Genomic DNA, 26,316 nt, shown 5'->3' with positions numbered 1-26,316 from the left:
TTGCTAAAAATTATATTTGATTCAAAATCGGGGCTGAAGGGTTAGCAATTTGGTCCTGATCGGTAATATCAATATCGGTATAAACATTGACATGACCGGAGGATGAAGGAGATAAATCACCAAAAGCCATATTGGTACCGATTAATTTTTGGTTGGAGGTATGGCTGTTTTGGACAATCGGGCCAAAATCAATGTTGGCATTATTATTCATGGCATTTGTTTTAATGTTAAATATATTAATTTGAAAAGGCATGATAATTTTTCAGTCCTTTATATGGGATTTGAAAAGACGTTAGATGGATTCGCGATATCTCCCATATCATTGATGTCCGGATCAATAAAGACATTCTCCATAGCAGCAGTCGGCGGTGCGAAATCTCCATAGGATGCATTTTGTCCCTGGGATTTAGTATTGGCCGTGTGAGCATTATGAAGTGCGTCACCGATGTTGACAGACCCATTGTTTGAGACACTGTTGATTTTAAAACTGAAAATGTTGATAACAGTCTGCATGCTGTCACATCCTTTACACATTGTTACGGTATAGTATGCAGATGAATGCCCATAGGTTATTAAATCTTGGGATTACCATCCAAGGATATTGTCCAGTGCAAAGTAAATATTTGCATAAATAGAGGATTCTTTTTAACATATAGTATAAGGTGAAAATATATTTAGAGAGGTAATTGTTTGTGGGAAAACGAACAGCTTTGATTACAGGAGGGGTATCTGGAATAGGAAAGGCAACAGCCTTCCACCTTGCAGATAAAGGGTATCAGCTTGTAATCAACTATCGTAATAGTGAAGCGGAAGCAAATTCTTTAGCAAAGCAATTAGACAGGCGATTTGGAACAAAAAACCTTGCCATTCAAGGTGATGTCGCCAATGAAGGGGATTGTCACCGCATTGTAAAGGAAGCCGTATCAGCATATGGGACCATCGACGTGTTTATACATAATGCAGGGCCTTATGTACATGAGCGAAAAAAGCTTGCGGAATACACCTTTGACGAATGGAATTATATCCTTCAAGGAAATTTAAGTTCTTTTTTTTATTTATCAAAAGAGATTATCCCTTTAATGCGAAAACAAAAATGGGGAAGAATTATTACATTAGGCTTTGACAGGGCAGAAACTGCTCCTGGCTGGATTTACCGTTCTGCCTTTGCATCTGCAAAAACTGGCCTAGCCTCCTTAACCCGGACCATTGCGTTAGAGGAAAGAGAATTCGGCATTACAGCAAATATGGTCTGTCCAGGGGATATCACAAATGAATGGAAAGAAAAGAATATTATCGAAGCCACAGAAGCAAAAATCAGTGCAGCAGCATTCGAAAGACAGGGAACTGGCGAAGATATCGCTCGTGTGATCGGTTTTATCGTAGAGGAAAATTCTGATTTTATTACGGGTAGCATTATTCCTGTTACCGGGGGTTGTGATGTTTTAGGAAAGGTTTTTAAAAGTTAATATAGACACTGAAAAATGATTTATAATTTTTTGAACTATTTGATAGTCAAGTATGATAGCAGCTCCTTTTGTTAATAATAGTAAGTAATCATCGATGAAAGGAGCAAAGAGTATGAGTTTTAACCTCAATCGAATTAATCCTAATCAAACCCAAGTGTTTTTTCATGATGGCCGCTTTGAAACGCTGACAAATGAGGAACTAGAAGAATTTTTGCTCCATATGGGTCTTAGTGATATAAATGAATCAATGGAACAAAACGTAACGGAATAATTTGTTATCTTACTAAAAAAGGCAATCGGGGTTTTATTAACCACGACTGCCTTTTCTTTTGCAATCAGCTTTATGCTTCGAGACGCTGAGATTCTCCTGAATTTGAGCCGTTTCGCAGCAAATTTAAGGTATAAAGGTCTTTAGGAATTTCATATAAATCAAAAATGTCACCATTTGCATTTAATTGTTCATACAACGATTTTCTAGATTCATTTGCTTTCATAACATAGGGGAGTTTTTCCGCAGCTTTTATGGAGCGAATATTAACTTTACGGATTCTCATAAAAACTGTTTCGATGCCTAATTCATAAAATAACTCTTGAAAAAATGCGTCTTTAGCTAAACTATTGTAGCCTTTACCATGATATGGTTTTCCGAGCCATGTTCCCAGAAATCCGGCGTTGCCCTCAACATCAAATAAGCTGATGGTCCCGATTGGTGATCCCCATTCATCAAGGATCGTCCGGGATATGATCTCCCCGCGCTCTTCTGCTTCAATGGTTTGTTTTGTCATAAATAAAAATTCCTCATAGGAAGCGGCTTTTTGGCGCACAAAAGGGAAGACATCTGGATGCGTAATTAGATTGTATAATTCGTGGCTGTCATGTACATCGCGTTTTTTTAACATGATTATCCCTCCATTTAGGGCATACCGATCCCATGTCAAAAGAAGCGGCCCACCCTCGAAATTTTTTTAAGTTGAAAAAAAATTTCGGGGTGGGAATCGAACCCACTAGAACCAGTCATGACTGGTGGCGCACCATTTGCCTTCCCTATTTTGTTTGTGTAAAGCAGATTATGATTGTAAACCCCCAATGGAATTACGCTAATAAAATTAGTTTCACCTAGAAAATCATACAAGAAAAGTTTTAAAAAATAAATAGTTATTTGTAGGATTTTTGGTGAAATTTTTTGCCATTTTTCAACAATATTCTATGAATCCCGATAGATGAACTCGCCGCCAATCATTGTCCATAATGGTTTCGCCAAATAATGAAATGGGTGCTGGCTCCAAAGGACCAAATCCGCTTCTTTTCCTGCTTCAATACTTCCTACTTTGTGATCGATTTTCAGATTTTTGGCCGGCAGGATTGTGATGCCTTCAAGCGCCTTCTGTTCCGGCAAGCCTTCCCTGATGGCAAGACTTGCGCAAATATTTAAATATTGAATGGGTACATATGGATGGTCAGTCGTAATCGATACATCAATACCATGCTTGGTAAGCTCCTGATAGGTTTTCCATGTTTTGTTTTTTAGTTCGATTTTCGATCTTCGCGTTAAAGTCGGGCCAACCGATACCTGTAAACCAAGACCAGAAAGCTCATTCGCTATTAAATGCCCTTCCGTACAGTGTTCAATTCGCAAATCAAGATTAAACTCTTCAGCGAGCCGTAATGCAGTAATAATATCATCTGCACGATGGGCATGGATTCTTATAGGTATTTCTCTTTTCAGTGCCATAACGAGGGGTTTAATCCGAAAATCATCAGGATTCTCCGTGTTAATGGCTTGATAGAAAGCTTCTCTAAGCATCCCCATAATTCCCATTCTTGTTATGGAATTACTGTTTCCATGACTGTGAATTCGCTTCGGGTTTTCCCCTAGGGCAATCTTTAGCCCTGCCGTCTCCTCGACAATCATTTTTTTGATATTTTTTCCGGTAGTTTTGATGATGGCGGTGGTACCGCCAATTACATTGGCACTTCCCGGCATAATATGGACTGTGGTGATGCCACTTTTTACCGCATCTGTAAAAGCAGGATCTAGTGGATGAACCCCATCAATGGCCCTGATGTGCGGCGTCATCGGCTCATGCGTTTCGTTGGCATCGTTGCCGGCCCAGCCTGTACCTTCGTCATACAAACCCAAATGGGTGTGAACGTCGATAAATCCAGGAAAGAGGCAGTGCCCTTCGCAATCGATTATTTGGATGTCTGCGTCATAGGTGATGTTTTCTTCTACTTTTATTATTTTTCCATTTTCAATTAATACATCACCGCAGCGAATCGGTGCAGATGTAACCGGGTAAATGGCCGCGTTTTTTAAAAGTAATTTTTTCATAAATAAAAACCTTTCTGAATGGGTTTATAGTATTTTATCCATTTTAACAAGGGAAAAGTGGTTATTAAAGGCTTTTTCATTATTTTTCCGGTGTTTTTTGGTACTAATGACACATTTAAATATGTTTTGCGTAATAGTATATAGGAGTATTTATTAGGGGGGAGCGCGTTTGGTTAGTAATGAGGAAAGAACAATGGCTGCTGTCATGTATGTGCTAAACTTCTTTGTGCCTGTAATTGGACCGCTGATTATTTGGCTGTTAAAAAAGGATGAGTCAGCATTTATTGATTATCATGGGAAGGAATATTTTAATTTCACAATTTCTTATATTGTTTACTTTGTCATTAGCAGTATCCTTATTGTTCTACTTGTCGGGCTGTTCCTAATTTGGGTGGTCGGTATCGCGGCCGCAGTATTTAATATTATTGCCGCGGTGAAAGCTTATGAAGGAAAGGAATACCGTTTCCCGTGGATTTTCCGGTTAATAAAATAAGTGAGGGATGACAGGCTGTCTTTGACAGTCTTTTTTTATAGCTAAAAAAGTCTTTTCATTTTGCAAATGGGCAGAGATAATCTATAATTTCTATTGTTTAATTGGCAAAGAAGGGACGGATCTGCATGAATCATCGAGTCGGTTTGGTTTTGGAAGGCGGAGGGATGCGCGGTGTTTATACTGCGGGTGTCCTCGAATACTTTTTAGAGCAGGAAATGTTCTTCCCCTATGTTATTGGCGTATCTGCAGGGGCATGCAATGCAGCCTCCTATTTATCGAAACAAAAAGGCAGAAATAAAACCGTCACGATTGAATATGCTTCTGACCCACGCTATATTTCGTGGAAAAACTATTTTAAGAATCGGCAAATTTTTGGAATGGATTTTATTTTTGATGAAATTCCTAACAAACATATTCCTTACGACTTTGACAGGTTTTATCAAAATCCTTCAGAATTTGTCATCGGGACGACTGATTGCATGACTGGGGAACCCGTTTATTATAGTAAAAAGGATTATGGGAAAGATCTTCTGACTGTTTTAAGGGCCTCCAGTTCATTGCCGTTTATTGCACCTGAAATCCGTTTTAAGGAAAAAATTCTGCTCGATGGTGGAATCAGCGACCCCATTCCAATCAAAAAGGCAAAACAGGATGGCTATGAAAAAAATATTGTCATCTTAACCCGTAATGCCGGTTATCAAAAAAAACCATCTAAATTTCATTTTCTGGCTGACAGAAGGTACCCTGAATATAGTGGTTTGTTAACAGCACTTCGGAATCGCTATCAACAATATAATGATACGCTCAATTACTTGGATGAAGAAGAGAAAAATGGGAGCAGCTTTGTCATCCGCCCTACAGTTAAGCTTCAAGTAGGAAGAATTGAACGTAATCCGCGTAAACTAGAAATACTTTATAATCAAGGCTATGAGGATGCAAAAGCATTAAAAGACTCTATCATAAAATATATAAACGAGTAAAAGAAGAGGTCAACAGCAACTCTTCTTAGATTGTTGAGAAAGGTACTTTCTCGGCAATTTTTTTGTCTAAACTAGCGATTTTTTTAAATGTTTTTTCTGCTAATGGGCCTGTTGATTTCCACTCCGGGCACTCGCTTTCCGCGGGGAGGTCCTGGAGCCTCCTCGGCGCAATGGCGCCTGTGGGGTCTCCAGTGACCTCTCAATCCCGCAGGAGTCGAGTGCCCTCCGCTCCAATCAACAGGGGGCAAATCAACTTAAAGAATTGCAACACAATACATTCGGTCGCATATGGAGGTTATATCTTCCCAACCAAGCAATCCTTTGAAGTGTTCGGTCGCATATAGAAGTAATAACCTCCGAGGCTGGTAAATTTTTCGAGCATAACCAGGCTATATGGGAGGGGAAATTCAATTCTGTTTGGCATAAATATTAAAATTCCCACTTATTTTTATTATTTATTGAGAGTTTAAGTTCTTTATTGAATACACCTGTTGATTGGAGCGGAAGGCGCGAAGACTCCTGCGGGAGTACGGGGCAGGGGAGACCCCGCAGGAGCTTTAGCGACGAGGAGGCTCCCCGTACCGCCCGCGGAAAGCGAAGCGCCTGGAGCGCAAATCAACAGACCTGTTGCAAAGCTAATAGTTTCAACAACTTAACACTGTGAATAATAAAGTGTAATGAAGTGAAATAAAAGAGACTATTTAAAGCTCCTCGACAGCCTGAGAAGATTGACTCTTCTTTTTCTATTTTTTGATTGATAGAAAAACTTCTATCATTTTTTAGCGGAAGCAAAAATAGATTAATATAGAAAGGAAATGATAAGGAGTTTTCTTAATGAGAATAGACCAACATTATCGGGCTTCCGCCAATCTTAGTTTAAACGGCAGCATTGCTGCCATACTGCCGGCCATGCTGATTGTTTCAGGGAATTTTTCCTTTTTTAAAACAAATGAAATTATGTTTTTAACCATTCCGTTTATCCTCTATAGTTTCTTTGCGTTTCAACTCTATCTTTTTAGAATGAAGCAATCGCAGTCGATTCAGCGAAATTTGATCTTGATTAAAGAAGAAAAACCTGCCCGGTCTTTTTTTGAGGCCCGCCACTTGTTACTTCTTCATGTCCAAACCTTTTCTCCCAGATTACAGCTTTTTTTTCCAAACGGACATTTAGCGGCCTCGATAGTGAAAAAGTCTGGCAGAGGTTATTTCAACTATAACCGCAACAAAACCTTTACTCTCTGCAACTCAAATGATGAGATGATTGGTTTTTATAAGGTAAACGAAAGCAAAATTCTTAAAATTGAAGTGTTTGATAGGAATTGGAATTACTTGGGGTGCATGGAGAAAAGGAAAATTTCCTGGAACAAATACAAGAAAGAATTGATGGATGAAAATGGTAAATATATTGGCGCCGTGGAGGGCTCCGCGTTGTATATGGATGAGCAGGTTTTAAACAAAGGAGAAAGAATGGTGGGGAGGCTTAGAAGAGGCTGGATGCCGATGGAATGGAGCGGCCTGTTTCCGAATCCCAATACCCCGGTACTCACCTTCACAGATAGCTTATCAGAGGAGGACAAGCTGTTAAGGCTGTCATTTTTAATAAATGAATACTTTATTGAAAGATAAAATCAACTTGTTTCCCCTCTTTCTTATTGTTTGGTATGATATATAATAAATTTACCAAACAGCTAGACGGGGGTTTTTTTGTGGACATAACATTAATTAAAGGACATGGCTCTGGTAACGATTTTCTAATCATTGATGAAATAACGAATGGCTATTCTTTTTCCGAAAGTGAAAGGGCTGAACTTGCTAAGCTGCTTTGCAGCCGGGAAGGCGAGCTAGGTGCCGATGGAATTTTGTATGTGATAAATAGTGAAAACTCGGATGGCAGAATGCGGGTTTTCAATGCAGACGGCTCTGAGGCTTCGATGTGCGGAAACGGGCTTCGCTTGGTTGCCCGCTATGTCTGCGAGCTAAAAGGGCTGGATGAAGCCGTAATCGAAACCATGAAAGCGAATCTAAAAGTAAGCCGGAAACCGGAAATTTATGACGGTGTCCCCACCTATCAGGTAGAAATTTCACCAGTATTATTTGAATTAAGTGCTTTGCCGCTGAATTTAGATCAGCCAACGCTTCTGAATGAAAAAATTGAAGAGCTGTCGGATGATTTAATGTTTACAGCCCTGGCGGTTCCAAATCCTCATTTAGTGGCGATTGTTACTGCTGGACAGCTTGAAGGTAACCTTCAAAAAGAATTAAGTGAAAAAGTCAACGAACCAAATGAATTATTCCCTGATGGGGTGAATGTGAGTTTTGTAAAGCCGCTTGAATCTGGCGCCATTTATGTGCGGACATTTGAGCGCGGAGTTGGCTTTACAAATGCCTGCGGAACGGCGATGTCTGCTTCTTCCTTAGTAACCTGCCTGCAGGGGTTAAATGAACTTGAAACAAGTATTCAGGTTTATAACAATGGCGGAAAAGTTCACTGCATTGTTCACCACCAGGATGGCAAGTACCGGATTGATCTAATCGGCAATGCCACATATCTATATAATGCCGCTATAAGTGTTGACCTAAGCGGCGCAACCTTCACAGTTTCACGCAAAGAGGAGCTCTCGGAGCAGCAAACCTACGAAAAGCTGCAAGGAGAGGTGCAGGAGTATTTAAGTACAACGCTAAAAGGATAAGGAATCCCCTTATCCTCAAATTGTCGAGAAAGGTTAATTTTCTTGGCAATTTTTTATTTTGTCTAAGTCTATATTGATTGTCTATGCAACTGGGCCAGTTGATTTCCGCTCCGGGCACTCGCTTTCCGCGGGGAGGTCCTGAAGCCTCCTCGGCGCTATGGCGCCTGCGGGGTCTCCAGTGACCTCTCTATCCCGCAGGAGTCGAGTGCCCTCCGCTCCAATCAGCTGGGAGGCAAATCAACCTGAAGTATTGCACACACATTTTCCAGCCTTGCTAAGTGTATTGAAATCTTTTCTATTCTGACGGGCTGAAGTAAGAATAGCCTGTTCTCTTACATTATTTAATCCACTTCACCGACAGTAGTGAGTTCATGCGGCTTTTCTTTTGAATCTGCGAAGCTTCGCTCAAATTTTTTCCTTTCTAAATTTATAAAGCATTCTTCTCGATTTAGATAAGCGATTTAAGCTTATTCTTTTCCTTGCTCCTCCCATAATAGAAACAAATCCATAATCAAATTGGTTACACTGTTTTGGCTTACCACTTATTTTTATTTGAGTTGAAGTTCTTTATTTAACACCTGTTGATTGGCGCGGAAGGCACGAAGACTCCTGCGGGAGTACGGGGCAGGGGAGACCCCGCAGGAGCTTTAGCGACGAGGAGGCTCCCCGGCACGCCCGCGGAAAGCGAAGTGCCTGGAGCGCCAATCAACAGACCTGTTGAAAAGCCTTTAGATTAATATCATTTTCCTCGTGAATTTTGTTTTAATACTTCCAGTACAGGCGCGAAGGGCTGAATTGATTTCGTTTGGAAATAGTTTTTAAATGGGTCCCCAAACTGCTTAATTCGTTCTAAAGCATAGTCCAATGTAAACATCCTAGGGTTAAGCTTTTCGTCTACTTCCTCCCAAAAAAGCGGTGTAGCAACCCCGCCATGCTCGTTCCCTCGCATCGAATATGGCGCAACAATCGTTTTTCCTTCCCCATGCTGGACATAATCCACATATAACCTGTTTCCTCGTTTCTTTTTCATTCTTTCGATCGTAAAGGAATCGGGATCTTTTGATATCAAATATTCGGCGATGAAGCTCGTAAACAATCTTGTGTCATCATAGCTGAATTCATCTTCTGGCAATGGAAGATAAATTTGCAGTCCCTTATTACCAGAGGTTTTGATAAATCCGATCAAGTTTAACTGATCAAGAACCTCTTTTATTAATAAAGCGGCCTTTATTGCCAAATGGAATTCATCCTGTGATGGAGGATCTAAGTCAAACACAATTTCACTTGGCCCCTTGCTTATGGTAGTTTGAAATGGCACATGAAACTCAATGGCAAGCTGGTTTCCAAGCCATATCAAGGTTTTTAAGTTATTGCAGAGAATATAATCAATGTCATCAGCTGTATGGGTATGGACAAAATCCGGAGCATAATCTGGACAATTCTTTTGATAAAATGCTTCCCCAAACATCCCGTGCGGAAAGCGAATGACGGTAAGTAAGCGATTTTTTAAAAATGGCAGCATATATGGGGAAATTTCCCTTAAATACAAAATATAATCAGCTTTCCTGATATTGAACTTGTCCCACAGCGGCTTATCAGGATGAGTGATTTCAAGGTCTTCAGGTAGATTTTTTTGCTGAAAAATAAATTTATCATAGGTGCAGTCCTCTGGTACCAAATCAAATCTGAAATGGTCAAAATGAGGCTCGCGAAGCTGGTTTTCATAAAGCTCCAAATATTTCACTTCCAGGCAGATGGCCGGCTCTACAAAAATAAATTGGGTATCCTCTTTGACCATATTTTGTTTTAAGATTTGCCCAAGGGCCTGTTTTTCATCCGGTTTAAAGCCGAACAAAACTTGTCCTACCCCGAAAATGGAGTCATCCTTATATACCCCCACATAAAAATAGCCATTTGTTTTATCATAGGAGGTGACAAAGCAGCTGACATATTTCCAATTCTTATACTTTAGCCATTGTAAAGACCGCTTTCCTTCCTCCCAAATACTTGAGGCGTGTTTAGCTACAATCCCTTCACCGTCGTATAGCACCACTTTTTCCCATATTTCATAAAAATCCTCATAGGCCAAAACAGGCTGCAGAAGCTGCTTATTATATGGGTCAGCATTTAATTCCAGTCCTGTTTTTTTAAATAATCTGTTCAGTTCTTCTTTTCTTTTTAAAAATTCAAGGCCATACATCGGCTTCCCATTTTGGACTAATAAATCAAAAATCATCAAGCGGCAGGGGGAATTTTTGGCTTGCTCACCTATTTTTTTCGCTGCTTTTAAGCGGCCGCGTATTTGAATGGCTGAAAAATTAGCTTTATAGGGATTTTCAAGGAAAACAAGTTCACTATCGAGTCGAAGCGGCAGAAATGGTTTAAATTCATTTTCATGCTGTAATAAAAAATCCTCTATTTCCGGAAATTGTGGTAATAGGGATTTCCCATTTCGGCTTGTCAATTGGATCCCGTTTGAATCCCAATCCAGTATGGCTCGAAATCCATCATATTTTACTTCGAAGAGCCAGTCTTTCTGAACAGGCTGATCAAAAGTCAGCGTGGGGAGCATCGGTTTCATGGAAAATGCCCTTTCTTTTTTCATTATATTGGCTGAAAAACAAGCCTTTCATCCATTTCCATTTGTTTTTAGGAATGTTAGCTCAAAGAGATCAAAAACTAATAACAAAAAGATTGGAGAAACGTTTATGCATACAATGTGGAAAGGCAGTATCAGCTTCGGGCTTGTTAACATTCCCATCAAGCTTCATACGGCAACTGAAGATAAGGATATCAAGCTGCGTACACTGCATAAGAAATGTCACGCCCCGATTAAATATGAAAAAGTTTGTACTGTTTGTGAAGAAGAGGTTAAACCAGAAGAGATTGTAAGGGCTTATGAATATACGAAAGGAAAATTTGTTGTTCTTGATGAGGAAGATCTAGAAAAACTGCGGAAGGAAAATGAAGAAAAGGCTGTTGAAATTATTGACTTTGTCAAAATTGAAGAAATTGACCCAATTTACTTTGAGAGAAGTTATTATATGTCACCAAATGAGGGAGGAGGTAAGGCCTATTCACTTTTGCGAAAGGCATTAGAGGAATCCCAAAAGGTAGGGATAGCTAAAATTGTGATAAGATCGAAGGAACAGCTTGCGGTTATTCGCGTCTATGAGAACACCTTAGTCATGGAAACCATTCATTTTCCAGATGAAGTTCGTAAGGCTGCGGATGTTCCGAATGTGCCTTCAGAAGATAAGGTAACGAAAAAGGAATTGGATACAGCTATTTTGCTTATTGACCAATTAACATCCGTATTTGAGCCGGAAAAATACACAGATGAATATCGAACTGCCTTGCTGGAATTAATTGAATCAAAACGACAAGGAAAAGACACAGTAACCGCCGCAACGAAGGAAGTTGCGACGAATGTAACTGATTTAATGGCGGCCCTTCAGGCCTCAATTGATCGCACCAAGCCGAAAAAGACTGCTGCAGCTCCTCCAAGAAAGAAGACAGCGACAAAAATCAAAAAAGAAGCGTAGCAAGAACAAAAGCGCAAGCGCCCTGGTCAGCGGCGTATGGCCTGGAGCTGGACATGTCTATTCTGATAAAAAGTTATCGCAAAGACTTAATTTATAATTTCCTAGAACAAAAGGAAAAGCAGGGGAAGTCCCCTGCTTTTAATCTTCTCTAATTATGCTCTGGCAGTAGTCAAAAACTAATTGCTCTTCATCCTCTTCAAGAGCAAAATCAAATACTTTATCGCTCCCTTTTTCAAAAAAGTGATAATTGGAGATTTTTGATCCGTTCTCGTCCACTACAAAAAGGACCCTTAACCCAACACCGTTATCAGAAAAAAGTTCATCCTCTTCATCTATATCAAGGTCAAGAAAAATCTCGTAACGGTCCCCCGATAATAAACCAAATGGATCTTCCAATTTTTCTAATGTATGACCCGTAATATTCAACTATATCATCCTTTGCATAAATTATTGACTTTATTATTATGACATATTTTGTTTCAATAAGAAAACGCCAGAAATCTCTGGCGTTTTTAGTCCTATGTATGGCGGAGAAGGTGAGATTCGAACTCACGCAACGGTTGCCCGTCCTAACGCATTTCGAGTGCGCCCCCTTATAACCACTTGGGTACTCCTCCAACTCATTTGGAGCGGGTGAGGGGAATCGAACCCCCGCCGTCAGCTTGGGAAGCTGAAATTCTACCATTAAACCACACCCGCATAATTAAAGACAAGATCATTATAGCATAATACTAATAAGAGTGGTAGAAAAAAATTTAATGAATGCAAAAATATGAACGGTTTTGGAAGGGTTTTTTATTTTTTACTAAAAATCAGTCAAAAACTTGGATGTTTTTGACTGAAAACGATTGATTTTTGCAATCGGTTACAGTATTATATAAACATAACAATAAAAAATAGGTGGTGATGACTTGTTAACTCCTGAACGTCATCGGCTTATTCTACAATTATTAAAGGAAAAGGGTATTATTAAAATCCAGGAAATTATGGAGCTAACGTGTTCCTCCGAATCAACGATCCGCAGGGACTTGTCTCAACTTGAGGAACAAAAGTTTTTAAAAAGAATCCATGGTGGTGCATCAAGGCTGCAGGGAAAACTCCAGGAGCCTAGCATGATAGAGAAATCCTCCAAAAACCTTCATGAAAAACAGTTGATTGCAAAATATGCGGCTGGTTTAGTGGAAGAAGGGGATTGCATTTATTTAGATGCAGGGTCAACTATTTTTGAAATGATTGATAGCCTGCCAAACGATATTGTCGTGGTAACAAATGGTTTTATGCATTTACCGGGGTTATTAAATAAAGGTATTTCTACTTTCTTAATTGGCGGATTTGCAAAACAAAAAACAAATGCATTAATTGGCCGGGGGGCCCTGGAAAGCCTTGAGTTTTACCGTTTTGACAAATGCTTTATGGGTGTAAATGGCATTCATCCTCAATTCGGCTTTACCACCCCAGACCAAGAAGAAGCAATGGTAAAGCAAAAAGCGGTTTTCTTATCAAGGGAGGCTTTTGTACTGGCAGACAGTACTAAGTTTTCGGAAATATCATTTGCCAAAATTGCCGATATTCATGAAGCCTCGATTATTACAAATGAACTAGAAGAAGAAATTGGACATCAATATTTAAATAGAACCACAATAAAGGTCGTGACAGCATGATTTACACATTAACGTTAAACCCTTCGGTTGACTATATTGTGAAACTTGATAGCTTTCAGTTGGGAGAATTACATCGAACTGAGAGCGAAGCAAAATTTCCCGGAGGAAAGGGAATTAATGTTTCCAGAGTTTTAAAGCAAATGGAAACGAACAGTAAAGCGCTTGGTTTTATCGGAGGCTTTACTGGAGCATATATTGAGCAATTTCTTGAAAAAGAAAATATAGAAACAGATTTTGTGAAGGTCGTAGAGGACTCTAGGATTAATATAAAGCTTAAAACAGGCCAGGAAACAGAAATTAATGCAAAAGGACCGGATATATCAGAGACTGCTTTCGGCTTGCTGAAGGATAAAATTTGCCAACTAAATGCGAACGATTTATTAGTCTTGGCGGGAAGTATACCAGGCTCATTGCCAAAAACTACTTATGAAGAGCTAGTTAAAATTAGTAAAGAAACTGGAGCGCAATTTGTTGTTGATGCGGAAAGGGACTTATTGAAAAATGTCCTAAAATTTAAGCCGTTTTTAATTAAACCAAACCATCATGAGCTAGGAGAACTGTTTGATACCGTAATATCAAGCCCTGAGGAAGTCATCCCGTTTGGGAAAAAGCTTGTCTCGATGGGAGCTGAAAATGTCATTGTTTCACTGGCTGATCAAGGAGCGGTATTCATTAATAAGGATAGTACGCTGCTCGCTAATGTTCCAAAAGGTAAGGTTAAAAACTCGGTTGGGGCCGGGGATTCTATGGTGGCAGGGTTTTTGGCCGCTTACGAAAGAACAGGAGATTTAATCGAAGCATTCCGATATAGTGTTGCCTCAGGAAGTGCCACCGCTTTCTCGTTAGGACTTTGTACTAAGGATCAAGTGGCTGAGCTTATTCCACAAGTTCAGATTAAGGAAATCAGGTAGAGGAGACAACCAAAATGAAAATTACTGAATTGCTTACAATAGATACAATCCTTTTAAATATTGATGGTAAACAAAAAGAAGAAGCAATTGATCAACTTGTAGATGTACTGCTGAAGGCGGGAAAAATAACAAACCAAAATGATTTTAAATCCGCCATTTTAAGAAGAGAAGGCCAAAGTACGACAGGAATCGGCGACGGAATTGCGATTCCACACGCAAAAACGGCGGCAGTTAAAGAAGCGGCTATTGCCTTTGGTAAATCCGTTACCGGTGTTAACTATGAATCGTTGGACGGAAAGCCTGCCCATTTATTTTTCATGATTGCTGCACCAGAAGGGGCTAATAACACTCATTTGGAAGCCTTGGCACGTCTGTCCGGATTGTTAATGAAAGCTGAAGTACGGTATGAGTTATTAAAGGCCGCATCTGCGGATGAAATAATAGGTATCATCAACCGTTTTGATAAAGAGGAGAAAGCGGAGGCAGTATCTGAGACGAAAAAGAATTCAATTGTAGCAGTGACTGGATGCCCAACCGGTATCGCCCATACTTATATGGCGGCAGATTCCTTAAAGGCCAAGGCTGCTGAATTGGGTGTCAATATCAAGGTTGAAACAAACGGTTCTGGCGGAGCCAAAAATGTTTTGACAAAAGAGGAAATTGAAAATGCAACAGCAGTTATTGTAGCTGCCGATATCAATGTCGAAATGGAACGGTTTAAAGGAAAACATGTCATACAGACGGCGGTCGCTGATGGCATCCGGCGCCCAGAGCAATTAATCGAACGGGCTATAAAAAAGGACGCTCCAGTCTACAATGGCAGCGGCACTGAAGGTACTCAAAAATCAGAGCAAAAAGGTTCAAAAACGGGATTTTACAAGCACTTAATGAACGGTGTGTCAAACATGCTTCCATTTGTTGTTGGGGGCGGAATCCTAATTGCAATCTGCTTTATGTTTGGCTATAACTCCTTTAAGCCGGACGATCCATCCTATAATCCGATTGCTGCAGCATTAATGACCATTGGCGGCGACAACGCATTTAAACTGATTGTACCCGTTCTAGCTGGATTTATTGCCCTCAGTATTGCAGACCGCCCTGGTTTTGCAGCCGGTATGGTTGGCGGTATGATGGCGGCAAACGGCGGCGCAGGTTTCCTAGGCGGGTTAATTGCCGGATTCTTGGCTGGTTATATTGTTCTGCTTTTAAAGAAAGTATTTGCCGGACTTCCAAAGTCGCTGGAAGGAATCAAAGCAATCTTAATTTATCCACTTTTAGGGATCGCCATTACTGGATTTATTATGCATTATGTTGTTAACAAACCGGTAGCATGGTTAAATACAGAGATTACTCATTGGCTTACCGGTCTCGGGACTGGAAACGCTGTTCTTTTAGGAATTGTATTAGGTTTAATGATGTCGTTTGATATGGGCGGCCCTATTAATAAAGCGGCCTATGTATTCGGTACAGGCTTGCTGGCGAGTGGCGTTTACGAACCAATGGCAGCGGTTATGGCGGCAGGCATGGTGCCGCCATTAGGAATTGCTATTGCTACGAGCGTTTTTAAGAATAAGTTTACGACTGAGGAACGAGATGCGGGTAAGGCTTGCTATGTAATGGGATTATCGTTTATTACAGAAGGTGCGATTCCATTTGCGGCAGCAGACCCTTTCCGGGTGATACCATCCGTTATGGCAGGTTCTGCGGTAGCCGGTGCTCTATCCATGGCATTTCATATTGGCTTAAGGGCACCTCATGGCGGAATTTTCGTCGTACCATTAGTAGAAAACGGAGCTCTTATGTACGCCCTGGCAATTCTTGCTGGCGCGGTTGTTTCAGCGTTATTAATCGGATTCTTGAAAAAACCAGTAAAATAATAGAAAAAGCCGGCATCTTTGGCCGGCTTTTAACTTTTTTCCGGAGGCGGTTTAATGGCGAAAAGAGCCACAATGGCTGCCAAGACGCTTAAACTGCTCATTAAAATAAAAATCCAGTGGTTCGGAAACTTCATCAATAAAGCGATAATCGGAGGTCCGGCAGCAACGCCAATAAACCTCATCGAACTGTAAAGTGAGGTAATGGTACCCCGCTCTTTCTTTTCGACTCCCTCTGTAATAAGCGCATCAAGAGAGGGGAGTCCTAGACCAATGCCAATCCCCGCAATCAGAAACATGCAAATCATAAACCAAAGCTTAATGGAAATCCATAAGGCCGCAATAGAAAGCCCTGCAGCCAGAATTCCGCCAAATGTTAACCACTTCATTAACACTTTATTTTTTTTAATCACCTTTCCGCCGATAAAGGAGGATAAGCAAAGTGCTCCAAGAGGTAATGCCAAAAAGAACCCTTTCTTAAGATCTTTAATGCCATATTCTTTTTCAAACACTTCTGATAGGTAAAATAAGATGCCAAACAGAACAAGCATAAGAATACCGCCAATAAAAAAGATGGCATATAGCCAACGACCGCTTTCAGCAAAAGTCTTTTTAACATTCATAAAGAAATCCCTAAATGGGATTGTTTTTTGCTTTTTTTGTGGTGATTTAACAAGAAATACCATCATAAGTACTGAAATAAGACAAAATACAGGGATCGAGAAAAACGGCAAAAACCAGATAAACCCAGCTAAAATTGCTCCGAAAATCGGACTTAGAACCTTGCCAAATGTATTGGAGGTTTCGATGATTCCTAAGCAGGTGCTCACATCATCCTCATTTTTAAACATATCACCGACTAGCGGCAGGACAATCGGAAATGCCCCAGCTGCACCAACCCCCTGAAGCGCACGGCCGACTAAAACCAGCCAATAAGCGTCCAATTTCCAAGAAGCCCATCCTGAAAGCAATCCCCCGAGCGCGGCGATAATTAAACTTGGGATAATTACTTTTTTCCTGCCGATGTGATCAGATAAGTAGCCGGCAACTGGTATTAAGATAATGGCTACGATTGAATAAACAGTTATAATTAAACTCGACTGAAAGGAAGAAATGGATAATTCCTTCTCCAATGCCGGTAATACCGGAATTAACATGGAATTTCCTAAAGTCATGACCAATGGAATGGAAGATATAGATAGAATTGCCCACTTCTTGTTAGATATCTCACTTGATCGATTTTGGCCAGCCTTTGATTGCTTTTTTTTAGCGGTCCGTGGATTATTCCACAATTGTTCAATGTGTTCCATTTATCCTCTATCCCGCCTTTTTTCTTTGTACTGTTAATATTCACTATTTCGATTTAAAAAAACTTAAGGAAGTAATCCTTTTAATGGTAAGGGAAATTAGATTGCTTTTGTGAAAAATTCGATAATTCTAAAATTAATCCCTTGACAATATACTGGTTATTGTAATAATATAAAAAACAACAAAATGAACTTGCGGCAGTGATGAAGAGTAGTAGCTTTTACGGATTCAAAAGAGAGCTGATGGTTGGTGAAAATCAGTGATGACGTTTAAGTGAATGGACTTCGGAGCCTCCAAACCGAACCTTCCATATAATGGACTAGTAGGCTTTGGCGAAATCTCATCGTTACATGAGACAGATATTAAAGCATTTTTCTTTGATATCGGTAAAGTGAGCTAATTAGTTAGCTAATGAAGGTGGCACCACGGGTCTCCCGTCCTTTTTATGGACGGGAGGCCCTTTTTTATTGTCAAAAAAATAATGAAATCGATGAGCAAGAGGAGTAAGCATATTTGTTTCTTTCCAGAGAGTCGGGGAATGGTGTGAGCCCGATAAGAAAGGATTTGCCGAATGGACTTGCGAGAGACATCTTGAACTAGAGTAGGGATGTACGGAGTTCCACCGTTAAAAGGATAGGATATCGAGTTATTTGCTCTGTATCTGAAACGAGGAAGCAAACTAATTGCTTCAAAATGAGGTGGCACCACGATCCGAGATTCGTCCTCTATATTCATAACCATGTTATGGATATAGGGGACTTTTTTATTTTCTGAAGGGAGTCTGAACGATGAACATTAAAATGGCTATTTTTATGAAAGAAATAAGCGGTGATACTCTAACGCCCATTTCCATTTTGCAAAAGATCAGCGGAAAGAAGAAATTTTTACTGGAAAGTTCCCATAAATACAATGATTCCGGCCGCTATTCCTTTATTGGCGCAGACCCAGCCATTGAGCTTGTTTCCATAGGAAAGGAAAATCGCTTGATTAAAAGAAATGGGCAAACGCAGGAAATAAGCGGAAATCCATTAGATGTTATCGATAATCTTCTGCCTTCGATAAAACTTGATGAGCTGCCATTTCCGTTTATCGGCGGGGCGATTGGCTATGTCGGCTACGATATCATCAGACAGTATGAAGTAATTGGTAAGGAGTATCCGAACAGTTTGAATATGCCGGATGTCCACCTAATGGTGTATGAGGAAGTGATTGTCTTTGATCATCTTGAGGAGAGGGTATTTATCGTCGGTATTCCACTTCAGGATGATTCAGACGGTGCAAGTATTGAAATGAGAATCGACAAAAGGCTTCAGGAATTAAAAACACCTAATGTTAATGATGAGGAGAATAGTTTTAGCTTATCAGGATTTGAATCGGAAATTTCCAAGGAAGCCTTTATCAAAAATGTTGAAATTGCTAAAGAGCATATTTTAGAAGGTGATATTTTCCAGGTTGTCCTATCGAGGAGGATGAAAGCAGCCTTTGATGGCTCTCCATTATCGCTTTATCGTAAACACCGGGCTAACAACCCGACGCCCTATATGTTCTACATCGACTTTGATGGCTATACCGTGATTGGTTCATCGCCTGAGAGCTTAATTAAAACGAGAGGTAAATCAGTCATAGCCAATCCGATAGCGGGAACAAAAAGGCGAGGAAAAACCGCAGCCGAAGATGAAGCTATTCAAAAGGAATTATTGGCTGATGAAAAAGAATTGGCTGAACATAAGATGCTCGTCGACCTTGGCAGAAATGACTTGGGGAAGGTTTGCGAATTTGGTTCCGTTCAGGTTGACCGGTACATGGCCATTGAAAAGTTCCGCCATGTTATGCACATCGTTTCTGAAATCAGCGGAACCCTCATGTCCGATAAAACCGCGCTTGACGCGCTTGCTGCCTGCCTCCCGGCCGGGACGGTATCAGGAGCACCAAAGGTTAGGGCGATGGAAATCATTAACACACTTGAAAAATCAAAACGAGGTCTCTATTCGGGAGCGATTGGTTACTTTTCAGTGAATGGAAACATGGATTTTGCCCTTGCGATTCGGACGATGATATTAAAAGACGGAAAGGCATTTATTCAAGCTGGGGCCGGCATTGTCCATGATTCCGATCCTAAATCAGAATATGAAGAAACCTTAAATAAATTAAAAGCATTTTTGGAGGGAACCCCGGGATGATATTACTCATTGATAACTTTGACTCATTTACCTTCAACCTTTATCAGTATTTGGGAGAATTAGGGGAAGAAGCCGCAGTTTATCGAAATAACCAGATTAGTCTAGAGGAAATCAAGGTTTTGAATCCAAAAGCAATTATCCTCTCACCAGGGCCTGGTAAACCGGAGGACGCTGGTATCTGTATCAGTATCATTAACAACTTCTATAATAAAATTCCTATTTTAGGAATTTGTCTTGGGCACCAGGCAATAGGAGCAGCATTCGGAAGTGAAATTAATAGAGCAAAACAAATTAAACATGGCAAAACTTCGTTCATCAATCATAATGGCAGCGGCATTTTCAATTATTTATCATCACCATTGGAAGTGATGCGTTACCATTCATTAAAAATTGAAAAAGATACGATGCCGCCAGAACTTGAGTGTATTGCTCATTCCATGGATGATAACGAGGTTATGGCGATAAAACACGAGGATTACCCAGTTTACGGGCTCCAGTTTCATCCAGAATCTATTGGGACTCCATTAGGAAAACAAATGCTTAAAAATTTCTTACTTGAAATAGGAAGGATGGATACAAATGAAGGAATATTTACTACAGTTAGCTGAACAACGGTCATTCTCTGAAAACGAGATGAAGGAAGCAGTTGATTTTATATTAGGTGAAGAGGTATCGGAATCGGAAATTGCCGCTTTTTTAATGGGACTTAAATCCAAGGGTGAAACAGTTGATGAAATCGTTGGCATTGTAAAAGCATTAAAAGGAAAGACATTGTCATTTAAAAAGAAGTTTCCGAATGCTTTGGATAATTGCGGAACTGGCGGTGACGGTTCTTCAAGCTTTAATGTAAGTACTACTTCTGCTTTTGTCCTCGCTGCGGCTGGAATACCAGTTGCTAAACATGGAAATCGAAGTGTTTCCAGTAAGACAGGAAGCGCTGACGTTCTGGAATACTTAGGCGTCAATCTTAATTTACCAGCAGAAAGTACGGAAGAGATCCTAAGCGAAATCGGTATTGCCTTTTTATTTGCCCCACATGTGCATCCAAAATTGAAAAAGGTGACGACCGTTAGGAGACAGTTGAAAATCCCGACAATTTTTAACTTTATCGGGCCTTTGACAAATCCAATCGAATTGGACTATCAACTTCTAGGTGTGTATCGCCGTGATCTTTTGCCAGTTTTTGCAGAGGTGTTAAATCAGCTTGGACGCAAGCGGGCGATCGTTCTAAATGGCGCCGGCTTTATGGATGAGGCATCCCTGCAGGGAGAAAACCATTTGACTATTTTAGAAGATGGAGTCATCACAAGCCAATCCTTCTATCCTGAAGATGTTGGTTTGCCAACCTATGATAATAGCTTCATAAAAGGCGGCGATGCGATGGAAAACGGAGAAATCTTACTGAATGTGCTAAGAGGTACAAAGGGTCCTTATCGAGATACCGTACTCCTAAATGCTGGCCTTGGTATTTTAACAGCCGGAAAGGCAGACTCCATTAAAGAGGGTATAAAACTAGCCGCAGAAGTCATTGATTCTGGAGCGGCCCATCACAAATTAGAAGTATTAATTGAAAAATCACGAGCAATGCAAAGAGAGGCGATATAGGTGACAACGATATTAGACCGAATTATTGAACAAAAGAAACAGGAACTGGCTCTCCTGCAGAATCAGAGTGATTTTTATCCGGCAATAGATCGTGAAAAAAGATCGTTGCTTGATAAGCTTCAAAAGTCACAGCAAATATCCATTATTGCTGAATTCAAGCGGGCCTCACCTTCGAAAGGAATGATTAATAATGGTGTGGAACCGGCTGTACAGGCTTCCATTTACGAACAATCCGGTGCCAGCGCCATCTCCGTTTTAACTGACCAAACTTTCTTTAAAGGGTCTTTTGAAGATTTAATAGCGGTAAGGGAAACAGTGCAGCTGCCGATCCTTTGCAAAGACTTTATTATCGATCCGCTGCAAATCAATAACGCCTGCGCACATGGGGCTGATATCATCCTATTGATTGTCGCTGCGCTTGATGAAAAAAAATTAACCGAATTATATCAATATGCTACAAATTTAGGTCTAGAGGTTTTGGTGGAGGTTCACAATCAGGCTGAATTGGAAACGGCCCTAAAGACCGGGGCAAAGCTGATTGGCGTGAATAACCGTGACTTAAAAACCTTCCAAGTATCACTTGAAGTTACTGAAAAATTAGCATCGGCGGTGAAACAATCAGGTGCTTTCTTAATAAGTGAAAGTGGACTTCATAGCCAGGAGGATGTTAACCGGGTTAGGAATTCTGGAGCAAATGGCATTCTTGTCGGGGAAGCCTTTATGAAAAGCGCAAACCTCAAGCGAACCTTTTCAGATTTTCAAATGCCGCTAATAGAAGGTGCACGGCCATGAAAGTAAAAATCTGCGGGATTATGGATTTGGACACTGGACTTGCGGCAGTGGAGTATGGTGCTGATGCACTTGGCTTCGTGTTTGCAAAAAGCAAGCGGAGAATAACCGCTGAGAAGGCACAAGAAATCATTTCCGAATTGCCTAAGGAAGTATATAAGGTCGGTGTTTTTGTCAATGAATCACAAGCTGAAATTGAACGGATTGCTGCAATTGCCGGCCTGACTCATATTCAACTGCACGGAGAGGAATCGGAAAACTTTAGTGAATCCCTTTCGCTCCCGGTGATCAAGGCTGCCAGTTTTGAAGGAAATGAGAAATTAGCGGAACTTAGGGATTTTCCTGCTGAGTATATTCTTCTTGATGGCCCCAAAGGGAAATTCCACGGGGGAAATGGGACAGCATTCACATGGAGTGAGGTGAATACCGGACTCCTTGAGGGGAAAAAGGTCATCCTGGCCGGAGGGCTGCATCAGGAAAATGTAGAGGCTGCCATCAACACCATTCAACCATATATGGTCGATGTGAGTTCCGGGGTAGAAACCGATGGGGTAAAGGATCTGGCGAAAATAAAAGCATTTTTAGAAAAAGCAAAAAGCGAACTCAAGGAGGATATTATATGAGTACTTATACCTTACCGAATGAAAAAGGCCATTTTGGCATATATGGCGGGAAATTTGTTCCTGAAACACTAATGAAGGCTGTAACAGAACTGAATGAAGCCTACAACGAGGCAAAAAATGACCCGGAATTTCAAACTGAGATTGATAGATTACTAAACGAATATGTTGGCAGGGAAACCCCGCTTTATTTTGCGGAAAACCTGACAAAGCATGCCGGGGGGGCCAATATTTATTTAAAAAGAGAAGATTTAAACCATACCGGTGCCCATAAAATCAATAACGCGATCGGTCAGGCGCTGCTTGCTGTCCGTATGGGAAAAAGAAAAATTGTAGCGGAAACTGGCGCCGGCCAGCATGGAGTTGCCACAGCTACCGTTTGTGCACTGTTAAACCTTGATTGCATCATTTTTATGGGGGAGGAAGACATCAGGCGGCAGGCCTTGAACGTGTATCGGATGGAGCTTTTAGGTGCGAAGGTAGTCAGTGTAACATCAGGCAGCGCGACCTTAAAGGATGCCGTAAATGAGGCCCTCAGGTATTGGGTCGCCAATGTCGATGATACCCACTATTTATTGGGGTCCGTGTCCGGCCCACACCCATTTCCGGTCATTGTCAGGGATTTTCAAAGTGTCATCGGCATGGAAACAAAACAACAATTCTTAGCAAGGAACGGGAGCCTTCCTAATGCGGTCGTAGCCTGTATTGGGGGCGGAAGTAATGCGATGGGAATGTTCTATCCTTTTATCGAAGATGAAGAGGTAAAACTCTTTGGTGTGGAAGCCGCCGGTCATGGTGTTGATACACCATTTCATGCTGCGTCGCTGACAAAAGGGAGACCGGGAGTCTTGCATGGAGCCTTAATGTACGTTTTGCAAAACGAAGATGGCCAAATTCAAGAAGCACATTCCATTTCTGCCGGGCTCGATTATCCGGGCGTGGGGCCAGAGCACAGCTATCTAAAGGACAGCGGACGGGCTAGCTATCACTCGATAACTGATAAAGAAGCCCTTGATGCCTTTCAGCTATTATCGAAGCTTGAAGGAATTATACCGGCACTTGAAAGCTCCCATGCGGTTGCGTTCGCTGTAAAATTAGCTGGTCAGCTTGGAGCCGGCCAAAATATTGTGGTCTGCTTATCAGGGCGTGGAGATAAAGATGTGGATGCAGTCAAATCAAGACTTAAAGGGGGCAGCGGAAAATGAACCGAATTGAACAAGCTTTTCAACAATTGAATAAGGAAAATAAAAAAGCTTTTGTGCCATATATAATGGCCGGAGATGGAGGTTTGGAGAACCTGCCTGAAAGGCTGGCACTGTTAGAAAAATTCGGGGCAACGGCGATTGAAGTGGGTGTTCCTTTCTCTGACCCGGTTGCTGATGGTCCAACCATTCAGCGCGCGGGTATTAGAGCATTACAAAATGGAACCACATTAAAAGGGATTTTAAAAGAAATCACCAAATCACGTGAATCAGTCACTACTCCTATTATTCTCATGACCTATTTAAATCCAGTTTATTCATACGGAATCGAGACATTTGTCCGTGACGTTCAAACTGCAGGTGTCGCAGGCTGCATTATTCCGGACCTGCCTGTGGAGGAAGAGGAAATCATTGCCCCGCTGCTAGAACAAGCGGAAGTGGAATTGATTCGACTTGTAACACTGACAACACCAATCGAACGGATCAGAGAGATTTCTAATAAAGGTAATGGATTCTTATATACCGTTACTGTCAAAGGGATTACAGGAACAAGAAACGAATTTGGTAATGAACTGCATTCATTTTTACAAGCTGTTAAGGAAGCTAGTCCGATTCCTGTATTAGCGGGATTTGGCATCTCAAATCATGAGCAGATAAAGGAAATAACGAAGTATTGCGATGGAGTAGTAGTTGGCAGTAAAATTGTCGAGTACTTTGCCAATAACCAGCTGGAAGAAATGGAAGAATTCATGTCCATTTATAAACAAACACTCGCATAAAATGAAGGAGGCGTCTCGAGATGCCTCCTCTTTTTAAGTAAAAATGTGTCAATTGTTACATCCGTTTTTTTTTATATTGATTATAATTTGCTCAAATGGGTATAAGAAATTAATATTCTTGAGGATGAGAAAAGTATGAGAGTGTCTGAAACAACCAAACAATTATATTCTTTAAGCGTTTCTTTGGAGTGTTTTGAAGGGATTTCTCATCATGTCAGCATAAATTTTCTTAAAGAAAGGTTTGTTTATACCGAATGGAGAAATCAACCGGAGCAGCATTCGGTTTCACCCCTTCCCGTGTTTAAGCCAGGAAGCCTAGAGCAATTTAAAAGAAAAATTTACTCAATGAGAATTTGGGAATGGGAACCAACCTATCAAAAGGAAAATGGAATTGTACTTGACGGAAACTTTTGGACAGTAACCCTGAAAACACAGGAAAAAACCTACGAATTTGGCGGAATGGAGAGCTTTCCGGCTAATTGGGGAAGGTTTCTAAAGGCATTGGAGATGTTGGTTGGAGTACCGTTTGGTAAATTGGTATAATGTAAAATGTTGGATGGAAATCTTAATTTCTTGATAGGCATGCTTAACTCCTATATAATTTGTATATAATTACTTTAATGAACTTGACTTCAAAAAACTTCCCGGATTGAGGAAGTTTTGTTTGTTTTTCATCAAAATTTAGTAAAACAGTAGCTAGGAGTTTAATGTAAACATGAAGGAAATTACAGTAGAAGATTTATTGAATTTATCTAACCCAATCATTATTGACGTACGTTCACCAATTGAATTTAACGATGGCGCGATTGCAGGAGCGATTAATGTGCCTTTGTTTTCGAATGAGGAGCGTCAGGAAATAGGTACGATTTATAAGCACGAGGGCCAGGCAGCCGCAAAATGGCGGGCAATGGAATTGGTTTCGCCAAAGCTTCCCCGGATGTTGAATGAAATTAAATCCTATTCCGAAAAAGGAGAACTTGTTGTTTACTGTTGGCGCGGCGGTATGCGCAGTAAAGCCGTCGCAACCTTTTTGGAATTTGCGGGAATATATGCATGGCGTTTAATTGGCGGTTATAAAGCCCATCGTCATTTTATCCTTGAGAAAATTCCAGCGATGGTTCCGAATCAGGCTGTCGTCATTCACGGAATGACCGGAGTTGGTAAAACTGAGGTTTTAAAGCAATTGAAAAAACGAGGCTATCCCATTTTGGATTTGGAAGAAATGGCTGCACACAGGGGGTCAATTTTTGGAACAATCGGTCTTAATGAGGGCAATAACCAAAAGACCTTTGATTCTCTATTATTTGATGGGCTTCGGGAAATTCAGGGTGCTGATTACTTCCTGGTTGAAGCTGAAAGTAAGCGGATTGGAAAGGCTGTACAGCCTGAAGAATTGATGGATATTAAATTTAAAGGCTTAAACATTTATATCCATTCCCCTCTCGAGCAGCGAGTAAAACATCTGGTATCCGAGTATGTTTTACCATACAAGCAGGAGCCTTGGTTCCATGAAAAAATCTCACTTGGAATTGAAAGAGTCATCAAGCGTGTTAAGGATATTGAAATTAAAAACACCCTTTTGGAATATTTAGAAGAACGGAATTATCAGGATATGATTTCCATTTTGCTCGAGCATTATTATGATCCCCGTTACACTCATGCCAGACAGGACTATATAGGGGATTTTTATGATATTTTTGCAGAAGATCCTTCGGATGCTGCTGAAAAAATTGCGCTAAAGCTGGAAGAGTTATCTTTTTCCCCTGTTATTTCCGTTAATTCATAAGTATATTGTCATAACTTTGCACACGTTTTCGAACGTGTGCTTTTTTCTTTAATTAAGAAATTTTTTGTTCGTGAATGACACACACTAAAATGTAA

At 40.7% G+C, this 26,316-nt stretch carries 26 protein-coding genes, 2 tRNA genes and 2 other annotated features; of the genes, 19 read left to right on the top strand and 9 right to left on the bottom strand.

All coding sequences use genetic code 11. The features are described from left to right. Nucleotides 1-10: 10 nt before the first annotated feature. Both ACZ5B7_RS20955 and ACZ5B7_RS20950 read right to left on the bottom strand, forming a co-directional pair. The gene (locus tag ACZ5B7_RS20955) at nt 11-253 is read right to left on the bottom strand and encodes a spore germination protein (RefSeq protein ID WP_213120504.1); all 243 of its coding nucleotides are present in this window, start codon (nt 251-253) and stop codon (nt 11-13) included. Nucleotides 254-270: 17 nt separating this feature from the next. Continuing rightward, nucleotides 271-513 (bottom strand): spore germination protein, encoded by a 243-nt coding sequence (locus ACZ5B7_RS20950; RefSeq protein ID WP_213120505.1) that lies wholly within the window; start codon nt 511-513, stop codon nt 271-273. 179 nt (nt 514-692) lie between these two features. Between ACZ5B7_RS20950 and ACZ5B7_RS20945 the strand changes: the two genes are divergently transcribed. Together ACZ5B7_RS20945 and ACZ5B7_RS20940 are read left to right on the top strand one after the other, a co-directional pair. Beyond that, the gene (locus tag ACZ5B7_RS20945) at nt 693-1,466 is read left to right on the top strand and encodes an SDR family oxidoreductase (protein ID WP_464490873.1); all 774 of its coding nucleotides are present in this window, start codon (nt 693-695) and stop codon (nt 1,464-1,466) included. A gap of 112 nt (nt 1,467-1,578) precedes the next feature. Further along, nucleotides 1,579-1,737 carry a hypothetical protein gene (locus tag ACZ5B7_RS20940; RefSeq protein ID WP_213120507.1) on the top strand — a complete coding sequence of 53 codons (159 nt, stop codon included), beginning with the start codon at nt 1,579-1,581 and terminating at the stop codon, nt 1,735-1,737. Nucleotides 1,738-1,807: 70 nt separating this feature from the next. Here ACZ5B7_RS20940 and ACZ5B7_RS20935 read toward each other — a convergent pair whose 3' ends face one another. Next, on the bottom strand, nt 1,808-2,365 hold the full coding sequence (locus ACZ5B7_RS20935) for a GNAT family N-acetyltransferase (protein WP_464490872.1): 558 nt from the start codon (nt 2,363-2,365) through the stop codon (nt 1,808-1,810). Nucleotides 2,366-2,670: 305 nt separating this feature from the next. After that, a complete protein-coding gene (locus ACZ5B7_RS20930; RefSeq protein ID WP_464490871.1) occupies nt 2,671-3,798 on the bottom strand; it encodes an amidohydrolase in 1,128 nt (375 codons plus the stop codon). A 169-nt stretch (nt 3,799-3,967) separates the two neighbouring features. On the opposite strand from ACZ5B7_RS20930, the gene ACZ5B7_RS20925 reads away from it, so the two are divergent. The 4 genes from ACZ5B7_RS20925 to dapF all read left to right on the top strand — a co-directional run bounded on the left by ACZ5B7_RS20925 (nt 3,968) and on the right by dapF (nt 7,961). Beyond that, a complete protein-coding gene (locus tag ACZ5B7_RS20925; protein ID WP_241114010.1) occupies nt 3,968-4,291 on the top strand; it encodes a DUF4870 domain-containing protein in 324 nt (107 codons plus the stop codon). A 125-nt stretch (nt 4,292-4,416) separates the two neighbouring features. Beyond that, nucleotides 4,417-5,271: a patatin-like phospholipase family protein gene (locus tag ACZ5B7_RS20920; protein WP_464490870.1), complete on the top strand. Its 855-nt coding sequence runs from the start codon at nt 4,417-4,419 to the stop codon at nt 5,269-5,271. Between the two features lie 834 nt (nt 5,272-6,105). Continuing rightward, a complete protein-coding gene (locus ACZ5B7_RS20915) occupies nt 6,106-6,897 on the top strand; it encodes a hypothetical protein (protein ID WP_464490869.1) in 792 nt (263 codons plus the stop codon). A gap of 80 nt (nt 6,898-6,977) precedes the next feature. Then, nucleotides 6,978-7,961, top strand: coding sequence for a diaminopimelate epimerase (gene dapF / locus ACZ5B7_RS20910; RefSeq protein ID WP_464490868.1), 984 nt, complete (start codon nt 6,978-6,980; stop codon nt 7,959-7,961). A 739-nt stretch (nt 7,962-8,700) separates the two neighbouring features. Here dapF and ACZ5B7_RS20905 read toward each other — a convergent pair. Then, nucleotides 8,701-10,542: a DNA ligase D gene (locus ACZ5B7_RS20905; protein WP_464490867.1), complete on the bottom strand. Its 1,842-nt coding sequence runs from the start codon at nt 10,540-10,542 to the stop codon at nt 8,701-8,703. 127 nt (nt 10,543-10,669) lie between these two features. On the opposite strand from ACZ5B7_RS20905, the gene ku reads away from it, so the two are divergent. After that, nucleotides 10,670-11,506 (top strand): non-homologous end joining protein Ku, encoded by an 837-nt coding sequence (ku, locus tag ACZ5B7_RS20900; protein WP_464490866.1) that lies wholly within the window; start codon nt 10,670-10,672, stop codon nt 11,504-11,506. 138 nt (nt 11,507-11,644) lie between these two features. Here the strand turns inward: ku and ACZ5B7_RS20895 are convergent, their stop codons facing one another. From ACZ5B7_RS20895 to ACZ5B7_RS20885, 3 genes are all read right to left on the bottom strand, one after another. Then, nucleotides 11,645-11,932, bottom strand: a complete 288-nt coding sequence (locus tag ACZ5B7_RS20895) for a DUF6509 family protein (RefSeq protein WP_464490865.1) — start codon at nt 11,930-11,932, stop codon at nt 11,645-11,647. 99 nt (nt 11,933-12,031) lie between these two features. Further along, nucleotides 12,032-12,123: transfer RNA gene (locus tag ACZ5B7_RS20890), tRNA-Ser, on the bottom strand. A gap of 8 nt (nt 12,124-12,131) precedes the next feature. Further along, nucleotides 12,132-12,205, bottom strand: a tRNA-Gly gene (locus ACZ5B7_RS20885). Between the two features lie 212 nt (nt 12,206-12,417). Here ACZ5B7_RS20885 and ACZ5B7_RS20880 point away from each other — a divergent pair. From ACZ5B7_RS20880 to ACZ5B7_RS20870, 3 genes are read left to right on the top strand one after another with little or no spacing between them, the layout of a single operon-like run. After that, nucleotides 12,418-13,167, top strand: coding sequence for a DeoR/GlpR family DNA-binding transcription regulator (locus ACZ5B7_RS20880; RefSeq protein ID WP_213145154.1), 750 nt, complete (start codon nt 12,418-12,420; stop codon nt 13,165-13,167). Beyond that, complete coding sequence (gene pfkB, locus ACZ5B7_RS20875; protein WP_423798829.1) at nt 13,164-14,078, top strand: 1-phosphofructokinase; 915 nt, start codon at nt 13,164-13,166, stop codon at nt 14,076-14,078. The genes ACZ5B7_RS20880 and pfkB overlap by 4 nt, the downstream gene beginning before the upstream one ends. Nucleotides 14,079-14,092: 14 nt before the next feature. Continuing rightward, the gene (locus ACZ5B7_RS20870; protein ID WP_464490864.1) at nt 14,093-15,955 is read left to right on the top strand and encodes a PTS fructose transporter subunit IIABC; all 1,863 of its coding nucleotides are present in this window, start codon (nt 14,093-14,095) and stop codon (nt 15,953-15,955) included. A gap of 29 nt (nt 15,956-15,984) precedes the next feature. Here the strand turns inward: ACZ5B7_RS20870 and ACZ5B7_RS20865 are convergent, their stop codons facing one another. Continuing rightward, nucleotides 15,985-17,262, bottom strand: coding sequence for an MFS transporter (locus ACZ5B7_RS20865; RefSeq protein ID WP_213145157.1), 1,278 nt, complete (start codon nt 17,260-17,262; stop codon nt 15,985-15,987). 189 nt (nt 17,263-17,451) lie between these two features. Beyond that, nucleotides 17,452-17,705 (top strand) — a binding site (T-box leader). Nucleotides 17,706-17,741: 36 nt separating this feature from the next. Continuing rightward, nucleotides 17,742-17,989: a binding site (T-box leader), on the top strand. 59 nt (nt 17,990-18,048) lie between these two features. On the opposite strand from ACZ5B7_RS20865, the gene trpE reads away from it, so the two are divergent. From trpE to mnmH, 9 genes are all read left to right on the top strand, one after another. Further along, on the top strand, nt 18,049-19,440 hold the full coding sequence (gene trpE, locus ACZ5B7_RS20860) for an anthranilate synthase component I (protein ID WP_464490863.1): 1,392 nt from the start codon (nt 18,049-18,051) through the stop codon (nt 19,438-19,440). Beyond that, nucleotides 19,437-20,048, top strand: a complete 612-nt coding sequence (locus ACZ5B7_RS20855) for an anthranilate synthase component II (protein ID WP_464490862.1) — start codon at nt 19,437-19,439, stop codon at nt 20,046-20,048. Before trpE ends, ACZ5B7_RS20855 begins: the two co-directional genes overlap by 4 nt. Then, nucleotides 20,020-21,045, top strand: a complete 1,026-nt coding sequence (trpD, locus tag ACZ5B7_RS20850) for an anthranilate phosphoribosyltransferase (protein WP_464490861.1) — start codon at nt 20,020-20,022, stop codon at nt 21,043-21,045. Before ACZ5B7_RS20855 ends, trpD begins: the two co-directional genes overlap by 29 nt. Continuing rightward, entirely contained in the window at nt 21,046-21,837 is a 792-nt protein-coding gene (gene trpC / locus ACZ5B7_RS20845; RefSeq protein WP_464490860.1) for an indole-3-glycerol phosphate synthase TrpC, read from the top strand. Continuing rightward, on the top strand, nt 21,834-22,457 hold the full coding sequence (locus tag ACZ5B7_RS20840; protein ID WP_464490859.1) for a phosphoribosylanthranilate isomerase: 624 nt from the start codon (nt 21,834-21,836) through the stop codon (nt 22,455-22,457). Before trpC ends, ACZ5B7_RS20840 begins: the two co-directional genes overlap by 4 nt. After that, on the top strand, nt 22,454-23,659 hold the full coding sequence (trpB, locus tag ACZ5B7_RS20835; RefSeq protein ID WP_464490858.1) for a tryptophan synthase subunit beta: 1,206 nt from the start codon (nt 22,454-22,456) through the stop codon (nt 23,657-23,659). The genes ACZ5B7_RS20840 and trpB overlap by 4 nt, the downstream gene beginning before the upstream one ends. Then, a complete protein-coding gene (trpA, locus tag ACZ5B7_RS20830) occupies nt 23,656-24,435 on the top strand; it encodes a tryptophan synthase subunit alpha (protein WP_464490857.1) in 780 nt (259 codons plus the stop codon). Before trpB ends, trpA begins: the two co-directional genes overlap by 4 nt. A gap of 135 nt (nt 24,436-24,570) precedes the next feature. Then, a complete protein-coding gene (locus tag ACZ5B7_RS20825; protein WP_213145165.1) occupies nt 24,571-24,978 on the top strand; it encodes a hypothetical protein in 408 nt (135 codons plus the stop codon). Between the two features lie 172 nt (nt 24,979-25,150). Then, nucleotides 25,151-26,221 (top strand): tRNA 2-selenouridine(34) synthase MnmH, encoded by a 1,071-nt coding sequence (gene mnmH, locus ACZ5B7_RS20820; protein ID WP_423798819.1) that lies wholly within the window; start codon nt 25,151-25,153, stop codon nt 26,219-26,221. Nucleotides 26,222-26,316: the final 95 nt, after the last annotated feature.

Source organism: Neobacillus sp. S1115, from assembly GCF_055385565.1.
The sequence above is the reverse complement of the archived record's forward strand: the minus strand, read 5'-3'. Positions and strand labels throughout refer to the sequence as shown.

Excerpts from the sequence above, each read along its gene's own strand:
- ACZ5B7_RS20955 (WP_213120504.1), bottom strand. The coding sequence starts at position 253 with ATGCCTTTTCAAATTAATATATTTAACATTAAAACAAATGCCATGAAT.
- ACZ5B7_RS20950 (WP_213120505.1), bottom strand. The coding sequence starts at position 513 with ATGCAGACTGTTATCAACATTTTCAGTTTTAAAATCAACAGTGTCTCA.
- ACZ5B7_RS20940 (WP_213120507.1), top strand. The coding sequence starts at position 1,579 with ATGAGTTTTAACCTCAATCGAATTAATCCTAATCAAACCCAAGTGTTT.
- ACZ5B7_RS20935 (WP_464490872.1), bottom strand. The coding sequence starts at position 2,365 with ATGTTAAAAAAACGCGATGTACATGACAGCCACGAATTATACAATCTA.
- ACZ5B7_RS20930 (WP_464490871.1), bottom strand. The coding sequence starts at position 3,798 with ATGAAAAAATTACTTTTAAAAAACGCGGCCATTTACCCGGTTACATCT.
- ACZ5B7_RS20920 (WP_464490870.1), top strand. The coding sequence starts at position 4,417 with ATGAATCATCGAGTCGGTTTGGTTTTGGAAGGCGGAGGGATGCGCGGT.
- ACZ5B7_RS20915 (WP_464490869.1), top strand. The coding sequence starts at position 6,106 with ATGAGAATAGACCAACATTATCGGGCTTCCGCCAATCTTAGTTTAAAC.
- ACZ5B7_RS20905 (WP_464490867.1), bottom strand. The coding sequence starts at position 10,542 with ATGAAACCGATGCTCCCCACGCTGACTTTTGATCAGCCTGTTCAGAAA.
- ku (WP_464490866.1), top strand. The coding sequence starts at position 10,670 with ATGCATACAATGTGGAAAGGCAGTATCAGCTTCGGGCTTGTTAACATT.
- pfkB (WP_423798829.1), top strand. The coding sequence starts at position 13,164 with ATGATTTACACATTAACGTTAAACCCTTCGGTTGACTATATTGTGAAA.
- ACZ5B7_RS20870 (WP_464490864.1), top strand. The coding sequence starts at position 14,093 with ATGAAAATTACTGAATTGCTTACAATAGATACAATCCTTTTAAATATT.
- ACZ5B7_RS20865 (WP_213145157.1), bottom strand. The coding sequence starts at position 17,262 with ATGGAACACATTGAACAATTGTGGAATAATCCACGGACCGCTAAAAAA.
- trpE (WP_464490863.1), top strand. The coding sequence starts at position 18,049 with ATGAACATTAAAATGGCTATTTTTATGAAAGAAATAAGCGGTGATACT.
- ACZ5B7_RS20855 (WP_464490862.1), top strand. The coding sequence starts at position 19,437 with ATGATATTACTCATTGATAACTTTGACTCATTTACCTTCAACCTTTAT.
- trpD (WP_464490861.1), top strand. The coding sequence starts at position 20,020 with ATGAAGGAATATTTACTACAGTTAGCTGAACAACGGTCATTCTCTGAA.
- ACZ5B7_RS20840 (WP_464490859.1), top strand. The coding sequence starts at position 21,834 with ATGAAAGTAAAAATCTGCGGGATTATGGATTTGGACACTGGACTTGCG.
- trpB (WP_464490858.1), top strand. The coding sequence starts at position 22,454 with ATGAGTACTTATACCTTACCGAATGAAAAAGGCCATTTTGGCATATAT.
- trpA (WP_464490857.1), top strand. The coding sequence starts at position 23,656 with ATGAACCGAATTGAACAAGCTTTTCAACAATTGAATAAGGAAAATAAA.
- ACZ5B7_RS20825 (WP_213145165.1), top strand. The coding sequence starts at position 24,571 with ATGAGAGTGTCTGAAACAACCAAACAATTATATTCTTTAAGCGTTTCT.
- mnmH (WP_423798819.1), top strand. The coding sequence starts at position 25,151 with ATGAAGGAAATTACAGTAGAAGATTTATTGAATTTATCTAACCCAATC.